The following is a 16,549-nucleotide window of genomic DNA, read 5'->3' on the forward strand; positions in this document are numbered from 1 at the left end:
AACTGATACGCGAGAAAGCCCGGAGCGTTTCCGCTCCGGGCTTTCCGTTTATCCTGTTTTGTTGCTGTTGGTTAAAATAAATTATTTGCCAGACCCAGCCAGAGACTGCTCAGCGATTTGTACCAGACGTTTGGTGATATATCCACCCAAAGATCCTGTTTCACGGGAAGTGTAGTTACCATAGTAACCGTCTTGTGGGATAGTTACACCCAGTTCCTGTGCAGCCTCGATTTTCAATTGTTGCAGTGCTGAATTTGCCTGAGGTACCACCAAGTTGTTAGAACGAGATCCTTGAGCCATATTTATAATCTCCCTTCAATCTGTGTCTGTAATGTAATTGCAAGCTTGCAAGATTATTATGGCTCGTAGGCTACAGGTTATACGGAGTTTTACTAAATTTGTAGATGGAGGTTTTTCCCAATGAGTAAAGGCTTGTCTTTATGGTTCGCATTCTCTTCGATTATCTTGTTAACGGTTTCAGCAATTATGATCTCCTACTCCGGTTGGTTTGCTGCACTACTGTTTGTCCTGTCCATTGCCAACATTGGCTGGGGATTTGTGATTCGTGCCAAAAAAGAACGTCAGGAAGTTCGTTCGGCTGCTTCAGAGCCCACTTCTTGATTAAGTCATTTGATAGTTCAATAATGAACGCACAAATAAAGAGGAGTCCTTCAATAGGGCTCCTCTTTATTTATGTTAACTATTCATTGCATGAAATGAAGATCTTGTTCAGGGCTACTGTTTACGTCTCGGAACAAATCCCATACGTTCTTTCACTGCATCCAACGTTTGAGCAGCAACTTCTTCTGCACGACGGGCTGACGTATCCAGAACATCCGCCAATTCGCCAGACTCACGAATCTCATTATATCGTTGTTGCAGCGGTTCAATCACAGATACAACCACTTCAGCCAGTTCCTTTTTGAACGGACCATACATCTTGCCTTCATAACGCTCAGCTACTTCCTTAAGCGTCATACCTGCACATTCAGCATAAATACTCATCAGATTGCTGACTTCCGGTTTGTTTGCCGGATCATATACGACTTCACGTCCCGAATCTGTAGTGGCACGGCTGATTTTTTTGCGAATCACATCCGGCGGATCCAGCAGGGCAATATAGCTGCCAGCGTTAGGGTTACTTTTGCTCATTTTCGAAGAGGCATCATCAAGTGACATTACCCGTGCACCCACCTGCGGAATATACGGATCTGGAATGGTGAAGTACTCCCCATAACGGTGGTTAAAACGTCCTGCCAGATCACGTGTCAGTTCCAGATGCTGCTTCTGGTCCTCACCTACTGGTACAAGGTCAGCATTGTATAACAAAATATCAGCCGCCATTAATGATGGATACACAAACAGTCCGGCACCAACGGAATCTTTACCGGATGATTTATCCTTAAACTGAGTCATGCGTTCAAGCTCACCCATGGAGGTCAGCGTTGTCATCAACCAGCCCAATTCCGCGTGCTGCGGTACATGGGATTGCAGAAATACGTTAGATTTCGACGGATCAATGCCTGCTGCAATAAACAGCGCAGCTACCGCTTCCGACTGTTCACGCAATGCTGCTGGCTCCTGAGCCACGGTGATGGCATGAAGATCAACCACCATGAAATGACATTGATAGTCATGCTGGAGTTTTACAAAATTTTTGATTGCACCAATATAGTTACCCAATGTGAGCTTACCGCTTGGCTGAATACCTGAAAGTACTGTTTTCATTACACATAACGCCTCCCTGATTGTATATAAAAAACTCCTGCCATTCTCTGCGAACGCAAAAAGGCCCCACATCCGCAAGGGACGTGAGACCGTGGTGCCACCCTTATTCGCTTTTCTTCGATTGCTCCTGACCCTGAAATCAAGTCAAGCTGAAGAAATGCCTTCATTGTTCCGTAACGTGGATTATACGGCAGACTCTAGTGGGGCAAGCCCATCTCTGGCTTAACCTGTTCAAACCTACACTCAAGGGTCCATTCGGTAAAGAGCTCACACCGGTTCACATCAACCACCGGCTTTCTGGAGAGGATTCTCTTGGCCTACTTATCCCTGTCATCGATTTCATGTCATTTAATTCTAATAAATGCTTTCAGAGTTCCATCTTAATGCGCACAGGCGTGAATGTCAAAATGAGTTGAACTTTTTTACCCGAGACATCAAAATCTGTTATGATGGAATTGCTTATCCTGTTGCCTACTTCACACAAAATAGCGCAGGAAATAGCTGGCATGTACACAACGACACGCCTGTAGCAGTAGCTTCATCACAACTGCTTGCAGACAGATTTCAAGTGGGAAAAGGAGCATCGATATGAAACAAGTGACCAAAGGCCAATGGAATGGTTACGACACGTATATCCTACATAGCCGTGAATTGGAAATCACCCTGCTGCCGCGTCTTGGAAATAATATTATTTCTATTCGCGATTTAGTGCAGGACAGAGATGTCGTCCGCCGTCCGGATGAAGACGATCTTGCCTTTTATCTGCAGAAGCCGTACCATTTTGGCGTTCCTCTCCTGATTCCACCAGGGCGCATTCATCGTGGACAATTCGAATATGAAGGCGTTCGTTACCAGTTTGATCAGAACACGGCGAATGACAACCATATTCACGGTCTCCACCGTACCCAATCCTGGTGTGTCAGTGACATTGAGGAAGATGAAGACGGCTGTGCAATTACGACTGAATTACTGACCAAAAATGAAGAGCATTGGATGGCCCAATTCCCGATTCCCCTAAAACTTGAGATGACGTTCAGTCTGCAAAACGCTGTATTTAGCCAGCGTCTGCGAGTCACCAATCTGAGCTCAACGCCTGCTCCTTTTGGGATGGGATATCATACATGGTTTTTGTTAGACGGCAAACCTGCCGACTGGACACTGCAACTTCCTGTTTCCGGAATATACGGACAGAATGAAGAACAACTACCGACAGGTGAACTGGAATCCCTGGGTGAATGGTCTGCTCTGAACGAAGGCATCAATTTGCAGGGACGTAACTGGGATACCCTGTTGAAAGCTACCGAAGGTGAACCGGCTACGGCTTACTTACGCAGGCAAGATGGATATACATTGAAATATTCAGCAGATGAAGCATTTTTCAAACATTGGGTTCTCTTTACCAAAGGTGAATCCGATCAGTTCTTGTGCATTGAACCGTACACTTGGCTCCCGGATGCACCTAATTTGGCTTTATCGGATGAACAAACCGGGTTGATTCGCTTGGAACCGGAACAGCCTGTTGAGTTATTTACACGTATTGAGGTTATACCTCCTACAGACTAAGCGAGCTGATCATGCTCTACTTTGCTTTTACGCATATCACCCTATATTTTGATATCCAAATACAACTTGCCGACCCGCATTGGGTCGGCTTTTTTATGTGTCCTGTGCACTGATAGTTATCCATATTTTCCCTGACGCCATATCATGTATATTTCCGTATTCTCTAACCATACTAACATCACCAACCCATAAGGAGGTGACACATATGTACGGAAGTCAAAACCAAGGTAGCGGTAGCCGCTCCAACAACCTGGTCGTTCCCCAAGCAACAGCAGCATTGCAACAATTGAAAATTGAAGCTGCTCAAGAGCTGGGTGTAACTATTCCACAAGATGGTTACTACGGTAACTATACTTCCCGTGAGACAGGTTCTCTGGGTGGATACATCACTAAACGTCTGGTGCAAATCGCTGAGCAGCAATTATCGGGTCGTTCGTAAGCTCGTAATTATTGCTTGAGCCTAAGCAGAATCCAAAAGTAAAAGCGGCCTTCTTCGGAAGTGCCGCTTTCTCTTGTGCAACTAATTAGGAGGTCGACTCCATATCTGAATCCTTGTATGTATTGGTTCTAGGGTAACGAATCATCAGGCTCGCCATATTGTAATTAGACTCCATCGTTGCATCTACCAAAATCATACCTTGTCTTACTGTGAAGTCGTACGATATTTCGCCATGCGTCCAATTACGTTTGAATTTCAACGTCTCCAGCGCCATCGCCCGGAAAGAAGTTCTCTGGGTTACGTTTAGCCCCCCTTCCTCCACATCCATCTGCCCATCTCGTCCAGCTATCGGATTATGTCGAATACCGAACTTCCCAATTACGTTGTTTCGTATTTGCACAAAAACTACCCCTGAATCTAACCCTGATAACTCATTATCAAGTTCTTTGAATACCAGATCCAACTGTCTCGCTAATGAAAGCTCATCAATTTTCATATTAACACTCTCCTTATATGCTTATAGTCCTATACAGCAAGGACTTACGACTCATTATATGACATCATATGTGCTCATTCAACAAAGAACGGAAAAGTTGGGTATTTCTAACTATGATTTGCACAATTAATTGCCATTCCGCTCCCTTAAACTGAGCTTTTTCAATTAATTACGACAAAATCTTCGAGAATCGAAAATGAGGATTCTGTACAAAAAAAAGGCTACAATCCTGTGTCTGTTAACACGGAATTACAGCCTTTTCATATATATTTAACCTATTTTTCGGTTGCTGTCATCTGCAGAAACTGCTCAATATCGGCAATAACCAAGTCCGCAGCATTTTGCCAGAATTCCGGTTGTGTCAGGTCCGTACCCAGATGTTTCTGAGCAAGTTCTTCGACCGTCATACGCCCTGTATCCCGCAACAAATCATCGTATTTATCTGCAAATGCCGTTCCTTCTTGCTGTGCTCTCGCATAGATTCCCGCACTGAACATATAACCGAACGTGTATGGGAAATTATAGAATGGCACACCCGTCAGATAGAAATGCAGTTTGGATGCCCAGAAATGAGGATGATCTGATGCAAGTACACCGCAGAACGCTTCCTGCTGCGCCTCCACCATTAATTTGGATAATTCATCCGCGTTGACAAGACCTTTTTTGCGTTGTTCATAGAAACGATTCTCAAACAGGAACCGGGCATGGATGTTCATAAAGAAAGCCACACTTCGCTGTATCTTGTCTTCCAGCAAAGCCAGCTTCTCTTGCTCATCTGTTGCCGCCTGCACCAGGGCATCTGCTACAATCAGTTCAGCAAACGTGGACGCTGTCTCAGCCACATTCATCGCATAACGTTGATTCAATGCAGGCAACTCTTCCATAATGTGTTGATGATATCCATGCCCAAGTTCATGCGCAAGAGTCGACACATTAGATGGTGTCCCGGAGAAGGTCATGAAAATTCGGGTTGCTTTGCTAAGTGGCAAAGACGTACAGAATCCGCCTGGACGCTTGCCAGGACGGTCTTCTGCTTCGATCCAGCGTTTCTCAAAAGCCATCTCTGCAAACGAGGAAAGTTTAGGACTGAACTTGGCAAACTGTTCAACAATATTGATGGCTGCCTCATCGTAAGTGATTTTGCCACTCGATTTACCTACAGGTGCATCTACGTCGCTCCAGCTGAGCTTGTCTACCCCCAGCAGTTCTGCCTTGCGCTCCAGATATTGAACAAGTGCAGGTTTGGCACCATTAATCACATCCCACATCGTATCCAGTGTCTGACGTGACATCCGGTTGATGGCCAGAGGTTCTTTGAGGATATCATCCCAGCCACGTTTCTCATATAACTTCAGACGGAATCCCGCGAGGTGATTCAGCGTGTCAGCACAGAAATCTTCGACATCAGTCCAAGCTTGCTCCCAGTTTGCGAATACCGTCTCGCGTACATTCCGATCACTATCGCTCAGCTTGTTGGCAGCCTGTCCTGCGGAGAGCATCACCGTTTCCCCATCTTGCTCAAATGGAATGTTCACCTTGCTGACAATCGTGTTATAGAATTTGCCCCAACCATGGTAACCATCCACACCCAGATCCAGTGCAAGGCCTTCCAGTTCAGGCGACAGCTTCTCACGAGCCAGCGTGCGACTCTCGTTCAGTACAAATGCCAGCGGCTGAATATCTTCCCGAGCAACCCAAGCGTCCCACACCAAATCCGATGTCTGACTGAGTGTATTATCAAACTTCGATTTGCTGCCGTTCAGCATCGCTGCAATAGAACTGATGGCGCCCTGAAGCTGCGTTGCCTTTTTGTCCTTCTGGTTTTGCGATGAGAGGCAGGATACAAACGCAGATCCTTCCGATATGCGGATATAACAGCTTTGCAGCAGTTCCAAAATCGGATCAAATGCAGCCGTCTCTTCTAATGAAGTCGGTGCAGCTGTTTCGTTCAACAGATGTTGCAGTTTACGTACATCCTCTTCCAGTTCAATCAGATACGCAGCAAATGTCTCGGAGGAAGAACCTCCACTAAAAATGGACTCCAGGTCCCATACGGGGTGTAATGGCGTTTTCATTTAATAAGGCACCTCTCTCTATAAATTGGATGGTTAGGATTGAATTAAAAACTGGTTTTCTGTCAGCCATATCTCTATACTAGAGAAATACTTATAGCAACCTTCAGGAGGTAAACGTATGAAACCTTTACAAGTATCGGCTGATACAGCCGTCAAATTAGCAGAATCCCTGGGCGTACCTTTGGAGCACCTGATGCACATGCCCCAACATATCCTGATGCAGAAGATTGCGGAACTCGCCAAACAAGAAACCTCCAAACCTTCCGCACCAGAAGGCCAACAAGAATGATTCCGTTTGAGAACAGCTGGCCTTACGATATTGTGATGGGAGACATCTATGTACAGCAATGTCCCTACTGTCACGCAAGCAACGTGCTGCTCCCCCTCAAACCCAAAGAGCTTGTGCTCATTCGCGAAGGCAAAAAGAAATTACTGGTCTTTCCCTGCTGTAATACAAGCATGACCGTGATCGACAACGACAGTGACTATTTGTTATCCAGCCGTCCTGTCCGTAACTAATGTAAGATCAACCTAGAGGGGGCTGCGCTTTGCAGCCTCTTTGTCTGTTTCCAGCATCTCTTCAGGGAGTTCCAACTTACTTGAAATCATCTGCTCACGCAGCACGGCCCACTGTTCCCTTGAAGCACGAATCATGGCCGCATCTGTGATCCGCTTGTCATGAATGACCTTGCTGAACCATTGCACTGCTTCATTAAACCGTCCTACCCTGCGGTTCAATTCCCCGAGCAAATACAACAGTTTGGCTTCATTGCCACCCGTTCCTTCACGTTCGAACACCTTCACATAGGCTTCCAGGCTAAATTCAAGAAAACGATGTTCCTGTGCATGGTCCTCCATATAACGATACAACCAAGCTATATGATGCAGCAGACCAGCGACGACACGATCTTTCTCCCGGATAACCTGTGCGCACAGCAAGGCAAGCTTGTACGTTGCCAACGCCTGTTCCAATGTTCGTGCTCCGCTATAATCACGTTTAACCCAGCGGTTACCGATCTGTTCCTTAAAAGCCTTGCGCTGAGCATCATTTAAATGCTCCGTTGCGTTCTCCGTCGTGGCAAACCCGCACTGCGGACAGATGCGAACCACATAAAAATCTGGATTCTCCAGCTTGTAGTAAGCACAAAAATCCGAATCCGTCCGGTAGGGCCTTTTCAAACTCGGTCTTACCCGTGAGGTTTCATACTCGGTTTCGCAATAATGGCAGGTCACTTTCACCCTATACAGCGGCTCTAATTCCAATCTCTTCCATCCCTCTCCCGTACGCTTATAATCATATTCGGATCTACGGTGTATTCACAAAATGATGTGCAGGCCCGGATAAACGCTGCAGGATAAACGAATGCAAGGGCTCCTCCACACCAATCTGTGTTAAGGCTTGATCCATACATGCAAGCCAAGCCTCAGCCCGTTCAACCGTCACTTCAAAATGCATATGACGGGCACGCATCATCGGATGTCCAAACGCCTCGGAAAACAGCCCTGGTCCTCCAAAAAACTGAGACAAAAACATATACTGCTTGTCGATGACCGGCTGAATATCTTCCGGGAAAAGCGGAGCCAGCTGCTCATTCTGCTGAACGATCGGATAGAAAGCCTCGACCAGTGCGCGAACACCTTTCTCACCGCCAAGATTATCATAAATACTCAAACTGGGATTCATTCGTCTGATTCCCCTTTCTGATGTCGAATTTTTCCATATATTACACGTTCCGTGAACATTGTGAAAACAGTAACAATATCCAGGCCACAAAAGCCTTTATCTCCATTCTATCAAAAAAAACCAAAAAGTCCTATATAACATGAAATCATCAGGACATGTAACCTGCCATCTGTATATAGGACCTTATTCGAAACATAACACAAAAAAAGCGCCAACCGCTTGGGTTGGCGCACTAGATATTTCATTAATAACTCCGCCAGTCCTCTTCCTCAGAGCGTACCAGCGAGGCACGTATCACATATACAAAAGCACAGACCAGGATTCCGGTGACAAGACTCATGATCATCACTCCATCCGAATTGAATTCCACCTTGGAGACAATTAGGTGACGTTCAGGCGTTTTTCTCATTTTAGCACACATCACTCAAAAACACAGCCACTTTTGCAAGCGCTTTCTGCGTATAATTTTGTACTGTTTGTCCACTTTTTTTCATATATTGATGGCAATAACATCACAGACTTCTGCACACCGACCATTCCAAATATAAAGGAGAAGAATTCATGGCTGCTTCACAACGACTCACCCATGTCCTGGTCACACTCGCTCTCCTGATCCTTTGTGTGTTAATGGTCTTGTATCCAGCGGAAACCTGGCATGCAGGTGTACGTGGACTGTCCATCTGGTGGGACGTATTGTTTCCCTCCCTTTTTCCTTTTTTGGTGCTGTCCGAGCTGCTGCTCGGCTTTGGCATTGTTCATTTTCTAGGTACCTTGCTGAATCCACTGATGCGTCCATTGTTTCGTGTTCCCGGAAGCGGTGGTTTTGTATTTGCCGTGAGCTGTGCATCCGGTTATCCTACAGGGGCGAAACTGACCGCTCAGTTATGGGAACAAAAGCTGGTTACCCGGGAAGAAGGAGAACGGCTCGTTGCCTTCACTACATCATCCGATCCGATCTTCATGATTGGAGCGGTATCGGTTGGGTTCTTCCATAATGTCGCCATTGCTCCAGTATTGGTTGCGAGCCATTACGCTGCAGCTTTTCTGGTGGGTATGCTCATGCGTTTTCACGGGGGTACAGCCAAAGGCTCACACCCAGACAGTTCTTCTGGATCTCCATCGGAGGAGATACCTAGAAACAGACTGGTCCGGGCCATCTATGCGATGCACGAAGCAAGAAAAGCTGACGGACGGGCATTTGGTGAACTGCTGCGCCAGGCAGTCTCCTCATCCCTTCGCCTTATTATTATCGTAGGAGGGCTGGTTGTATTCTTCTCGGTCATGATGGAGCTGCTTGTCCAGACCGGTTGGCTTGGCGGATTATACGGCATAACCGAGCAATTGTTACGACATAGCGGACTGCCTCCATCTTTATCTCCTAGCTTGGTCGGTGGACTATTTGAAGTAACGCTGGGGAACAAAGAGGCTGGGAGTGCCGGGGCATCCATCCCTCTCGTCTATAAAGTAGCAGCAGCAGCCTTTGTTCTCTCCTGGGGCGGATTATCCGTCCATGCACAGATTATGAGTGTCCTTAGCAACACACCCATGAGATATGGTCCCTTTCTATTTGCCAGAGCCATTCATGCGCTAATCGCACCTGTGCTGGTCCTGCTCTTGTGGACACCCATGATGGGACGTTCCTCTTCACCCGTTCTCATGGAGCCCGGTTTCATCCCATCGTTATCAACGTATACACCGGACTGGGGACTGATTTTCTTATCCGGAATGATTGTTTTTGTAAGCCTCATCGTGTTGTTGTTATTCCTTGCGATATTAAGTTCCATTCTCAAGCCTAGACGACATACCAAAAAATAAGTGAACGATTCATCTATATTTAACTGAATATGCGCCCAAACGTTGTGTTCTTCCGCGGAATTGATTATCATCGGTAGTATAATGACCACAAAGGAGCTTTCATCTTGAGATACTATGTTCAAGACCGCGGAGACCAGTTATCGATTGATCTCAGTCAGCAGTTTCACGCGCTGGCGAAGGAAGAAGGGTTCAAGCTGGATGCAGAATCGCCGGAGATTGTTATCTCCATCGGGGGCGATGGTACGATGCTACAGGCATTTCACAATTTCATCGACCGTATTCCGGATATTGCTTTTGTTGGGGTTCATACAGGCCATCTCGGCTTTTACGCCGATTGGAAGAAGGAAGAATTACGGGAGTTAGTCAGGCTGATGAGTGGCAAGGGAGATCCGGAGCGTCTCAAACCACGTATTGTACAATACCCACTCTTGGAGCTTGAGATTCGTAAAAAGTCGGGGAATTCCTCTTACATCGCCCTTAATGAATTTACGTTAAAAGGTGTAGACGGTACCGTCGTAGCCCAGGTCGATATTAACGATGTGACATTTGAGATGTTCCGTGGGGATGGCATCTGTGTATCCACGCCATCAGGCAGCACGGCATACAACAAGGCCCTTGGCGGTGCCATGGTTCATCCAACCATCGAGGCGATTCAGATTGCGGAGATTGCATCGATTAATAACCGGGTCTATCGTACACTTGGTTCACCGGTTATTTTGCCCAAGCATCATCATTGTGATATTTTCTCCCGCAAGGATCAGCGGTTATTGATGACGATTGATCATGTGAATGTGATGGTGGAGGATCTGATCTCCGTCCGTTGTCAGGTATCCAGTCACAAGGTCAGTTTCGCACGTTTCCGCCCTTATCCATTCTGGAACCGGGTTCGCACGGCATTTCTTGACTAAAATAAACACACCAAAAAAGCGGTCCTTCTCAGGAACCGCTTTTTGCTTTGGCTTGAGGTTGATCCTTGCTCTTCTGAAGCACAAAGTACGCACAGCCAAAGTTACAATATTCATTGATATAATCCACCATACTGGCAATCGTGGAATCCTTCGTTGCTTTTGGATGGTTATCACGGTAAAAACCTTTTAACCTCAACTGGCTATAACCCCAGTCTCCGATAATATAATCATAACGCTCCAGCACTTCACTGTAACGATCACGGAAAACCTCTGGATTCCAGCCCTCTTTGTGGTTCTGGACGATTTCATAATTTTTGCCGCCGATCTGTACAATGACCGGTTCTTTGGGCTTTTCCTCAACTGATTCAACAACTGATTCCTGAACCGGCTCCTGGATCTGCTCCTGAAGTTGGTCCTGAATCTGTTCTGTGATTTTTTCTTCTTCCAATCCGGTATCCTCCATCACGCGTGTGTTGCCGCCTGTTCAGCATGTTTGGTAGCCGATTTCACCTGTTCATGCGCATGGTAGGAGCTGCGTACCATCGGGCCGGATTCGACGTGGCTGAACCCACGTTTTAATCCTTCCTGTTTCAATGCAGCAAACTCCTCTGGCGGATAATACTTTTCAACATACAGATGTTTCTCCGATGGCTGCAAATATTGACCAATCGTCATAATATCACAGTTCACCGCACGAAGATCATCCATTGTTGATAAAATTTCATTATATTCCTCACCTACACCAAGCATAATGCTTGATTTCGTAGGGATGTTAGGTTGCATTTCTTTGGCACGAGCAAGCAATTCCAGTGAACGTTTATATTTCGCCTTGGCACGCACTTTGTCTGACAACCGCTCAACCGTCTCAATATTGTGATTCAGAATGTCAGGTTTGGCATCCATTACAATCTGCAAAGATTCCCGATCGCCCAGAAAGTCTGGAATGAGTACTTCAACGCTACACAATGGCAACCGTCGTCTTACGGCCTTCACGGTCTCTGCAAAAATCGTAGCTCCCCCATCCTTCAGGTCATCACGGGCTACACTTGTAATTACGCAGTGTTGCAGATTCATCTGCTCTGCTGCTTCCGCCACACGTTCTGGTTCCTGCAAATCAAGCTCCGTTGGCAAGCCTGTATTCACCGCGCAAAAACGGCATGCCCTTGTGCAAATGTCGCCCAAAATCATAAAAGTGGCCGTTCGATTGGCCCAGCATTCATAAATATTCGGACACCGTGCTTCCTCACATACCGTATGCAGCGTTTTGGAACGCATCATCGTTTTCATTTCCTGATAGTTATCGCCGGTTGTCAATTTGATCCGAATCCAATCCGGCTTCGGTTCTTTAACACGTTTAGCCAATGCATAAACCTTCTTTCTACTGAAGTTAGGCTGTTGCTCGGAACATATTATACCATGAAAGCGCTGGAAAAACCCCCATTTGTCACATCTTGTGCATTCATGCCCGATATGGACAATTTGTATAATTGGATTCCCCCCCCAAGAGCTTACATGGATAAAATGAGAACTTTTGAAGAACGCTAACCTTTAGCTTGGTTCATCGGGTACCTTGTATCATTCTAATGGAAAGGGGTTGCTTCCCAGTGCAACAACGCTTGACCTTCAGGCACACGTACCGCTTTTGGATCAAAACATTACTTGCAGGTACTCTGCTTCTCCCATTCTTGCCTGTTGAAGTTTACGGTGAACCCGCCCAGGCCGCTCCCAAACCACAGGCTGCCGAGTTAAAACCCGCAGAAATTTTCGCTGCACGTCGCCATTTATATGAAACCATTGGTCAGATGACCCAGATTCCCTGGTACAGGCTTGCTGCCATTGATCAGTATGAACGAACGATTACTCGTGCACATCCAAAGGATCGCAAGCATCCGGAGCGGCTTACGGGTATCTTCATGACCCCTCCGGCCTGGAGAGGATGGCTAAATCCCGATGAGACGGATCAACATCCGGAATCCATTCTTTTTTTCAAAGGATATGGACGTGATGGTTCAGGAGACGGTATAGCGGATGCCAACAATGATCAGGATGTGCTGTACAGCATGGCTTCTGTTATTCAAGGTTACGGAAACAAACAAGAGGACTTCAACATTGCCTTGTGGGAATATTATCACAACTCCCGTGCTGTGCAACGGATACAGCAATTCGCGAAGTTATATGAGCATTTTGACAATCTGGATCTATTCGGACATGCCTTTCCGGTCCCGCTCGGAACCAACTACTCCTATCGCAGTACCTGGGGGACAAAAAGAAGCTGGGGCGGTTATCGCATTCATGAGGGAACAGATATTTTCGCTCCACATGGCCTGCCTGTGCGCAGTACCTGTTACGGGGTCGTGGAAATCAAAGGCTGGAATCCGTTTGGTGGCTGGCGCATCGGAATCCGTGATTTGAACAATCATTATCACTATTACGCCCACCTTTCGGGTTTTGACAAAAGTGCACGCATCGGTGAAGTTGTGATCCCCGGTCAGGTCGTAGGTTGGGTTGGCAGTTCGGGTTACGGGAAACCTGGAACACAGGGCAAATTCCCTCCACATCTGCACTATGGGATCTATCGCGACAGCGGACTGCACGAATGGTCGTTTGATCCTTATCCACAGCTGAAACATTGGGAACAGGATGAACGCAAACAAAAGAGCAAGAAAAGCAAGTGAGACGAGGATATGCACGATCAGCAAAGCGAAAAAGGGACCTCTTTAATAGAGGCCCCTTTCTTTGCTTTGCAATTCAAATTTGTGTGTATCATGGGAGCGCGTCCTTATTGAGCTGCAATCCCCCATTCACATCAGGCAGATCATCCGGCTCAATTTCAAGTTCATTCCCTTGCAAATGGTCTGACGGCGTCTGTTGCTGATTCTGGCCAGGGGGATTCGTAGTTACTCCATTACCGCTTGATACACCCGTATGACCTGATGGCAGCGCAATAGCTGGGGCATTACTGCCGTTACTGCCCACTGGCTTGCCCTGATTATCGTAATAATACATTGGCACATCCCCGACAACCAAAAGGTAGGAAATCGGGATTTCCGTATCGACCGTTTCGGGTTCCATGTCGAAGGGCACCACGACCGCGACCTCAGCAATGATGTGAATGTACACTTCCACCAAAATCATGTTAATACCCGCATTCTGTTGACGGGTGTTCAGATCCACTTTGACAGCACCTTGGGGCTCAATACGAACCGGTATACTCGGGCCAAATGAAGCCAACACCGGACTGCCCAGCGCCTGCCCCAGCGGGATTTTTTCTTTTAACATGTGTACATTCTGCAACGTAGATTGCACAATATTCATCGTACTTGCAGTGATTCGCATATGCTCATTGTAGTTCAGCATGAAACCGGACACTTTCCCGGCGGTATCCGTCTTCCAGTCAATCAATCCTTCGTTGGTTTTGCCATCGGCAACCTGTGCTGTAATCGCCTTGTTGATCGCTTCGGTCGCAATCTGCTTCACTCTGATCTTGGCCAAGTGCATGATGGGGGGCTTCATCTTTTTATCCACATAAGCAAAGCCCTGCATCAAACAAAACGCGGTGACCAATAAAATGATCAACCACATTTTGCGTTTGCCGCTTGGCGGCTTACGGCGTCTCCGGCTTCGCCATTTTCTTCTCATCATCGAAGTGTCCCTCCCCTACGGGATGAGCTATAGGCTATATGTTAACCTTATGCACCGTTGTCCCGAAAAAGAAGGACAGCACATGGACACTGGATAAAAAGTAACAACAACATGAAAGGGACAAGTACTCCTCATTGGCTAAACTAACCTCGAATCGGAAACTACATAAACAGAGATAAAAAAACCTTTCACCCGCAGATTACTCTGCAAGGCAAAAGGTTTTATGTTCAGACCACCCAAAGATTCAGGCCATGTCTATCCTTTTATTTCGGAACAGATTCCCAGTCTTTCAGGAAACGTTCAATCCCGCTGTCCGTCAGTGGGTGTTTCCAAAGTGTCGGGAGAAGCGAACCCGGAATGGTGGCGATATGCGCACCGGAAAGGGCTGCATCCTCTACATGTTTGATATTGCGAATGCTTGCTGCGATAATCTCGGAAGGCAGATCATACATGTCCAGAATCAGACGCAGATCACGAATCAATTTCATACCATCCACCGCAATATCATCCAGGCGACCAACGAATGGACTGATGTAGGTTGCACCGGCTTTCGCCGCCATCAGACCCTGTGCTGCGGAGAAAATCAGCGTTACATTGGTTTTGATCCCTTTTTGCGTCAACTCATGACAAGCGTACAGCCCATCTTCGGTCATCGGCAATTTAATGACTACATTCGGTGCCCATTCTGCAATTTCATAAGCTTCCTTCAACATATCCTCGGCTTTGAGACCGATGACTTCAGCACTGACCGGGCCTTTAACAACGCCACAGATCTCCTGAATGACTTCTTTAAATACGCGACCTTCTTTGGCAATCAAAGACGGGTTAGTCGTGACTCCATCCACCAGACCCAGACGTTCGATCCGTTTGATTTCTTCCACATTCCCTGTATCCAAGAAAAATTTCATGATATGTTCCCTCCACTTGATGAATTCGTAAACACGATATAAGTCATTACCCGATTCTCATCATATGTTAACAGTTATATATAAAATTAATTTTTCTCTACAGCGTGACCGCCAAATTCATTACGCAATGCTGCTACCACTTTACCTGTGAATGTATCTGTTTCCAGGGAACGATAACGCATCAGCAAGGACAACGCAATAACCGGTGTAGCGGTTTGAAGGTCAAATGCCGTTTCAACCGTCCAACGTCCTTCACCGGAAGAGTGCATTACGCCTTTAATCTCATCGAGGTTTGCATCTTTGGAGAAGGCACGTTCTGTCAGCTCCATCAACCAAGAGCGGATAACGGAACCGTTGTTCCATACGCGTGCTACTTGTTCGAAGTCGAAATCAAATCCACTTTTCTCCAATACGTCAAAACCTTCACCGATGGATGCCATCATACCGTACTCGATACCATTGTGAACCATTTTGAGGAAGTGACCGCTGCCCGCTTTACCAGCATACAGGTAGCCATTCTCCACGGAAGTATCTTTGAATGCCGGTTCAACGATTGCCCAAGCTTCTGGGTCTCCACCGATCATATAACATGCGCCATTACGTGCGCCTTCCATACCGCCAGATGTACCTGCATCCATGTAGTGAATGCCTTTAGGTTTCATCTCTTCGTAGCGACGGATGGATTCTTTGTAGTGGGAGTTACCCGCTTCAATAATGATGTCGCCTTTGGACAACAATGGGCTCACTTCAGCCAGCACAGCATCTACCACGTTGTGAGGGACCATGATCCACAATACACGTGGGGATTCGAGTGAAGCCACCATCTCTGCGTATGAAGATACGCCTTCAGCGCCGTATTCTTTCATTTCATTTACTGCTTCAGCGTTCAGGTCAAAAGCAACCACTTCGTGTTTGTGATCAATCAGGTTTCTACCCAGGTTCAATCCCATTTTTCCTAATCCGACAAGTCCAAGTTTCATTTCAAAATCCTCCTGTTATGAACAATGTTTAATTTTTATTTGCGTTCAAAATTAAAAATAAGTGCTTAACGTTTGGCGAAGTAACCGTTCCGGTCACGAATCGTTCTTTTGATCGCTGTTATCCCCAGATTTTTTGAATCTCCTATATAGGAGAAAATCCGGGGATAAAGGCGAACGCTATGCTTCTACAGAATCGATTTCGTCCCCTACACTACATTCTCAGCGTTCAAGCCAACCATTTCCAAAACTGAACAGCTAATCTATATTCAAAAATTTTCACGGCCTTCCGGCCACATAACCGGAAGGGCTTA

20 protein-coding genes and 1 other annotated feature are annotated in these 16,549 nt (G+C 46.5%); of the genes, 8 read left to right on the top strand and 12 right to left on the bottom strand.

Annotation, left to right across the window (positions count from 1 at the left end; translation table 11 throughout):
* Window positions 1-81: 81 nt before the first annotated feature.
* Entirely contained in the window at window positions 82-300 is a 219-nt protein-coding gene (locus MKY01_RS26530; protein ID WP_017692386.1) for an alpha/beta-type small acid-soluble spore protein, read from the bottom strand.
* A gap of 120 nt (window positions 301-420) precedes the next feature.
* Between MKY01_RS26530 and MKY01_RS26535 the strand changes: the two genes are divergently transcribed.
* Window positions 421-621 carry a hypothetical protein gene (locus MKY01_RS26535; RefSeq protein WP_017692385.1) on the top strand — a complete coding sequence of 67 codons (201 nt, stop codon included), beginning with the start codon at window positions 421-423 and terminating at the stop codon, window positions 619-621.
* Between the two features lie 114 nt (window positions 622-735).
* Here the strand turns inward: MKY01_RS26535 and trpS are convergent, their stop codons facing one another.
* Complete coding sequence (gene trpS, locus MKY01_RS26540; RefSeq protein ID WP_036605729.1) at window positions 736-1,728, bottom strand: tryptophan--tRNA ligase; 993 nt, start codon at window positions 1,726-1,728, stop codon at window positions 736-738.
* A 74-nt stretch (window positions 1,729-1,802) separates the two neighbouring features.
* Window positions 1,803-2,071, bottom strand: a binding site (T-box leader).
* A 245-nt stretch (window positions 2,072-2,316) separates the two neighbouring features.
* Between trpS and MKY01_RS26545 the strand changes: the two genes are divergently transcribed.
* On the top strand, window positions 2,317-3,291 hold the full coding sequence (locus MKY01_RS26545) for an aldose 1-epimerase (RefSeq protein ID WP_315371211.1): 975 nt from the start codon (window positions 2,317-2,319) through the stop codon (window positions 3,289-3,291).
* A 205-nt stretch (window positions 3,292-3,496) separates the two neighbouring features.
* A complete protein-coding gene (locus MKY01_RS26550) occupies window positions 3,497-3,730 on the top strand; it encodes an alpha/beta-type small acid-soluble spore protein (RefSeq protein WP_047841310.1) in 234 nt (77 codons plus the stop codon).
* A gap of 85 nt (window positions 3,731-3,815) precedes the next feature.
* On the opposite strand, the gene MKY01_RS26555 is transcribed toward MKY01_RS26550, so the two are convergent.
* A complete protein-coding gene (locus MKY01_RS26555; protein ID WP_282320259.1) occupies window positions 3,816-4,226 on the bottom strand; it encodes an O-methyltransferase in 411 nt (136 codons plus the stop codon).
* 275 nt (window positions 4,227-4,501) lie between these two features.
* Window positions 4,502-6,301 carry a M3 family oligoendopeptidase gene (locus tag MKY01_RS26560; protein WP_339284230.1) on the bottom strand — a complete coding sequence of 600 codons (1,800 nt, stop codon included), beginning with the start codon at window positions 6,299-6,301 and terminating at the stop codon, window positions 4,502-4,504.
* 118 nt (window positions 6,302-6,419) lie between these two features.
* On the opposite strand from MKY01_RS26560, the gene MKY01_RS26565 reads away from it, so the two are divergent.
* Entirely contained in the window at window positions 6,420-6,590 is a 171-nt protein-coding gene (locus tag MKY01_RS26565) for a YycC family protein (RefSeq protein ID WP_282320257.1), read from the top strand.
* Complete coding sequence (locus tag MKY01_RS26570) at window positions 6,587-6,820, top strand: hypothetical protein (protein WP_017692378.1); 234 nt, start codon at window positions 6,587-6,589, stop codon at window positions 6,818-6,820. Before MKY01_RS26565 ends, MKY01_RS26570 begins: the two co-directional genes overlap by 4 nt.
* A gap of 12 nt (window positions 6,821-6,832) precedes the next feature.
* Here the strand turns inward: MKY01_RS26570 and MKY01_RS26575 are convergent, their stop codons facing one another.
* The 3 genes from MKY01_RS26575 to MKY01_RS26585 all read right to left on the bottom strand — a co-directional run bounded on the left by MKY01_RS26575 (window position 6,833) and on the right by MKY01_RS26585 (window position 8,394).
* The gene (locus MKY01_RS26575) at window positions 6,833-7,564 is read right to left on the bottom strand and encodes a DUF2225 domain-containing protein (protein ID WP_127548166.1); all 732 of its coding nucleotides are present in this window, start codon (window positions 7,562-7,564) and stop codon (window positions 6,833-6,835) included.
* Window positions 7,565-7,607: 43 nt separating this feature from the next.
* Window positions 7,608-7,985, bottom strand: a complete 378-nt coding sequence (locus MKY01_RS26580; RefSeq protein WP_036605723.1) for a globin — start codon at window positions 7,983-7,985, stop codon at window positions 7,608-7,610.
* Between the two features lie 244 nt (window positions 7,986-8,229).
* A complete protein-coding gene (locus MKY01_RS26585; protein ID WP_155984997.1) occupies window positions 8,230-8,394 on the bottom strand; it encodes a hypothetical protein in 165 nt (54 codons plus the stop codon).
* 152 nt (window positions 8,395-8,546) lie between these two features.
* Here MKY01_RS26585 and ylbJ point away from each other — a divergent pair, with 152 nt between their 5' ends.
* A complete protein-coding gene (gene ylbJ, locus MKY01_RS26590; protein ID WP_127548164.1) occupies window positions 8,547-9,800 on the top strand; it encodes a sporulation integral membrane protein YlbJ in 1,254 nt (417 codons plus the stop codon).
* A 104-nt stretch (window positions 9,801-9,904) separates the two neighbouring features.
* Complete coding sequence (locus MKY01_RS26595; RefSeq protein ID WP_036673293.1) at window positions 9,905-10,708, top strand: NAD kinase; 804 nt, start codon at window positions 9,905-9,907, stop codon at window positions 10,706-10,708.
* Window positions 10,709-10,736: 28 nt separating this feature from the next.
* On the opposite strand, the gene MKY01_RS26600 is transcribed toward MKY01_RS26595, so the two are convergent.
* A complete protein-coding gene (locus MKY01_RS26600; RefSeq protein WP_235200693.1) occupies window positions 10,737-11,156 on the bottom strand; it encodes a YutD-like domain-containing protein in 420 nt (139 codons plus the stop codon).
* A 14-nt stretch (window positions 11,157-11,170) separates the two neighbouring features.
* Window positions 11,171-12,070, bottom strand: a complete 900-nt coding sequence (lipA, locus tag MKY01_RS26605) for a lipoyl synthase (protein ID WP_017692371.1) — start codon at window positions 12,068-12,070, stop codon at window positions 11,171-11,173.
* 242 nt (window positions 12,071-12,312) lie between these two features.
* Between lipA and MKY01_RS26610 the strand changes: the two genes are divergently transcribed.
* The gene (locus MKY01_RS26610; RefSeq protein ID WP_127548162.1) at window positions 12,313-13,383 is read left to right on the top strand and encodes a peptidoglycan DD-metalloendopeptidase family protein; all 1,071 of its coding nucleotides are present in this window, start codon (window positions 12,313-12,315) and stop codon (window positions 13,381-13,383) included.
* An 88-nt stretch (window positions 13,384-13,471) separates the two neighbouring features.
* On the opposite strand, the gene yunB is transcribed toward MKY01_RS26610, so the two are convergent.
* The 3 genes from yunB to gnd all read right to left on the bottom strand — a co-directional run bounded on the left by yunB (window position 13,472) and on the right by gnd (window position 16,238).
* The gene (gene yunB, locus MKY01_RS26615; protein WP_127548160.1) at window positions 13,472-14,350 is read right to left on the bottom strand and encodes a sporulation protein YunB; all 879 of its coding nucleotides are present in this window, start codon (window positions 14,348-14,350) and stop codon (window positions 13,472-13,474) included.
* A 263-nt stretch (window positions 14,351-14,613) separates the two neighbouring features.
* Window positions 14,614-15,258, bottom strand: a complete 645-nt coding sequence (fsa, locus tag MKY01_RS26620; RefSeq protein ID WP_036605718.1) for a fructose-6-phosphate aldolase — start codon at window positions 15,256-15,258, stop codon at window positions 14,614-14,616.
* Window positions 15,259-15,344: 86 nt separating this feature from the next.
* Window positions 15,345-16,238 carry a phosphogluconate dehydrogenase (NAD(+)-dependent, decarboxylating) gene (gene gnd / locus MKY01_RS26625; protein WP_017692367.1) on the bottom strand — a complete coding sequence of 298 codons (894 nt, stop codon included), beginning with the start codon at window positions 16,236-16,238 and terminating at the stop codon, window positions 15,345-15,347.
* Window positions 16,239-16,549: the final 311 nt, after the last annotated feature.

This window comes from Paenibacillus sp. FSL R5-0486, from assembly GCF_037975155.1.
Lineage (GTDB): Bacteria > Bacillota > Bacilli > Paenibacillales > Paenibacillaceae > Paenibacillus > Paenibacillus amylolyticus.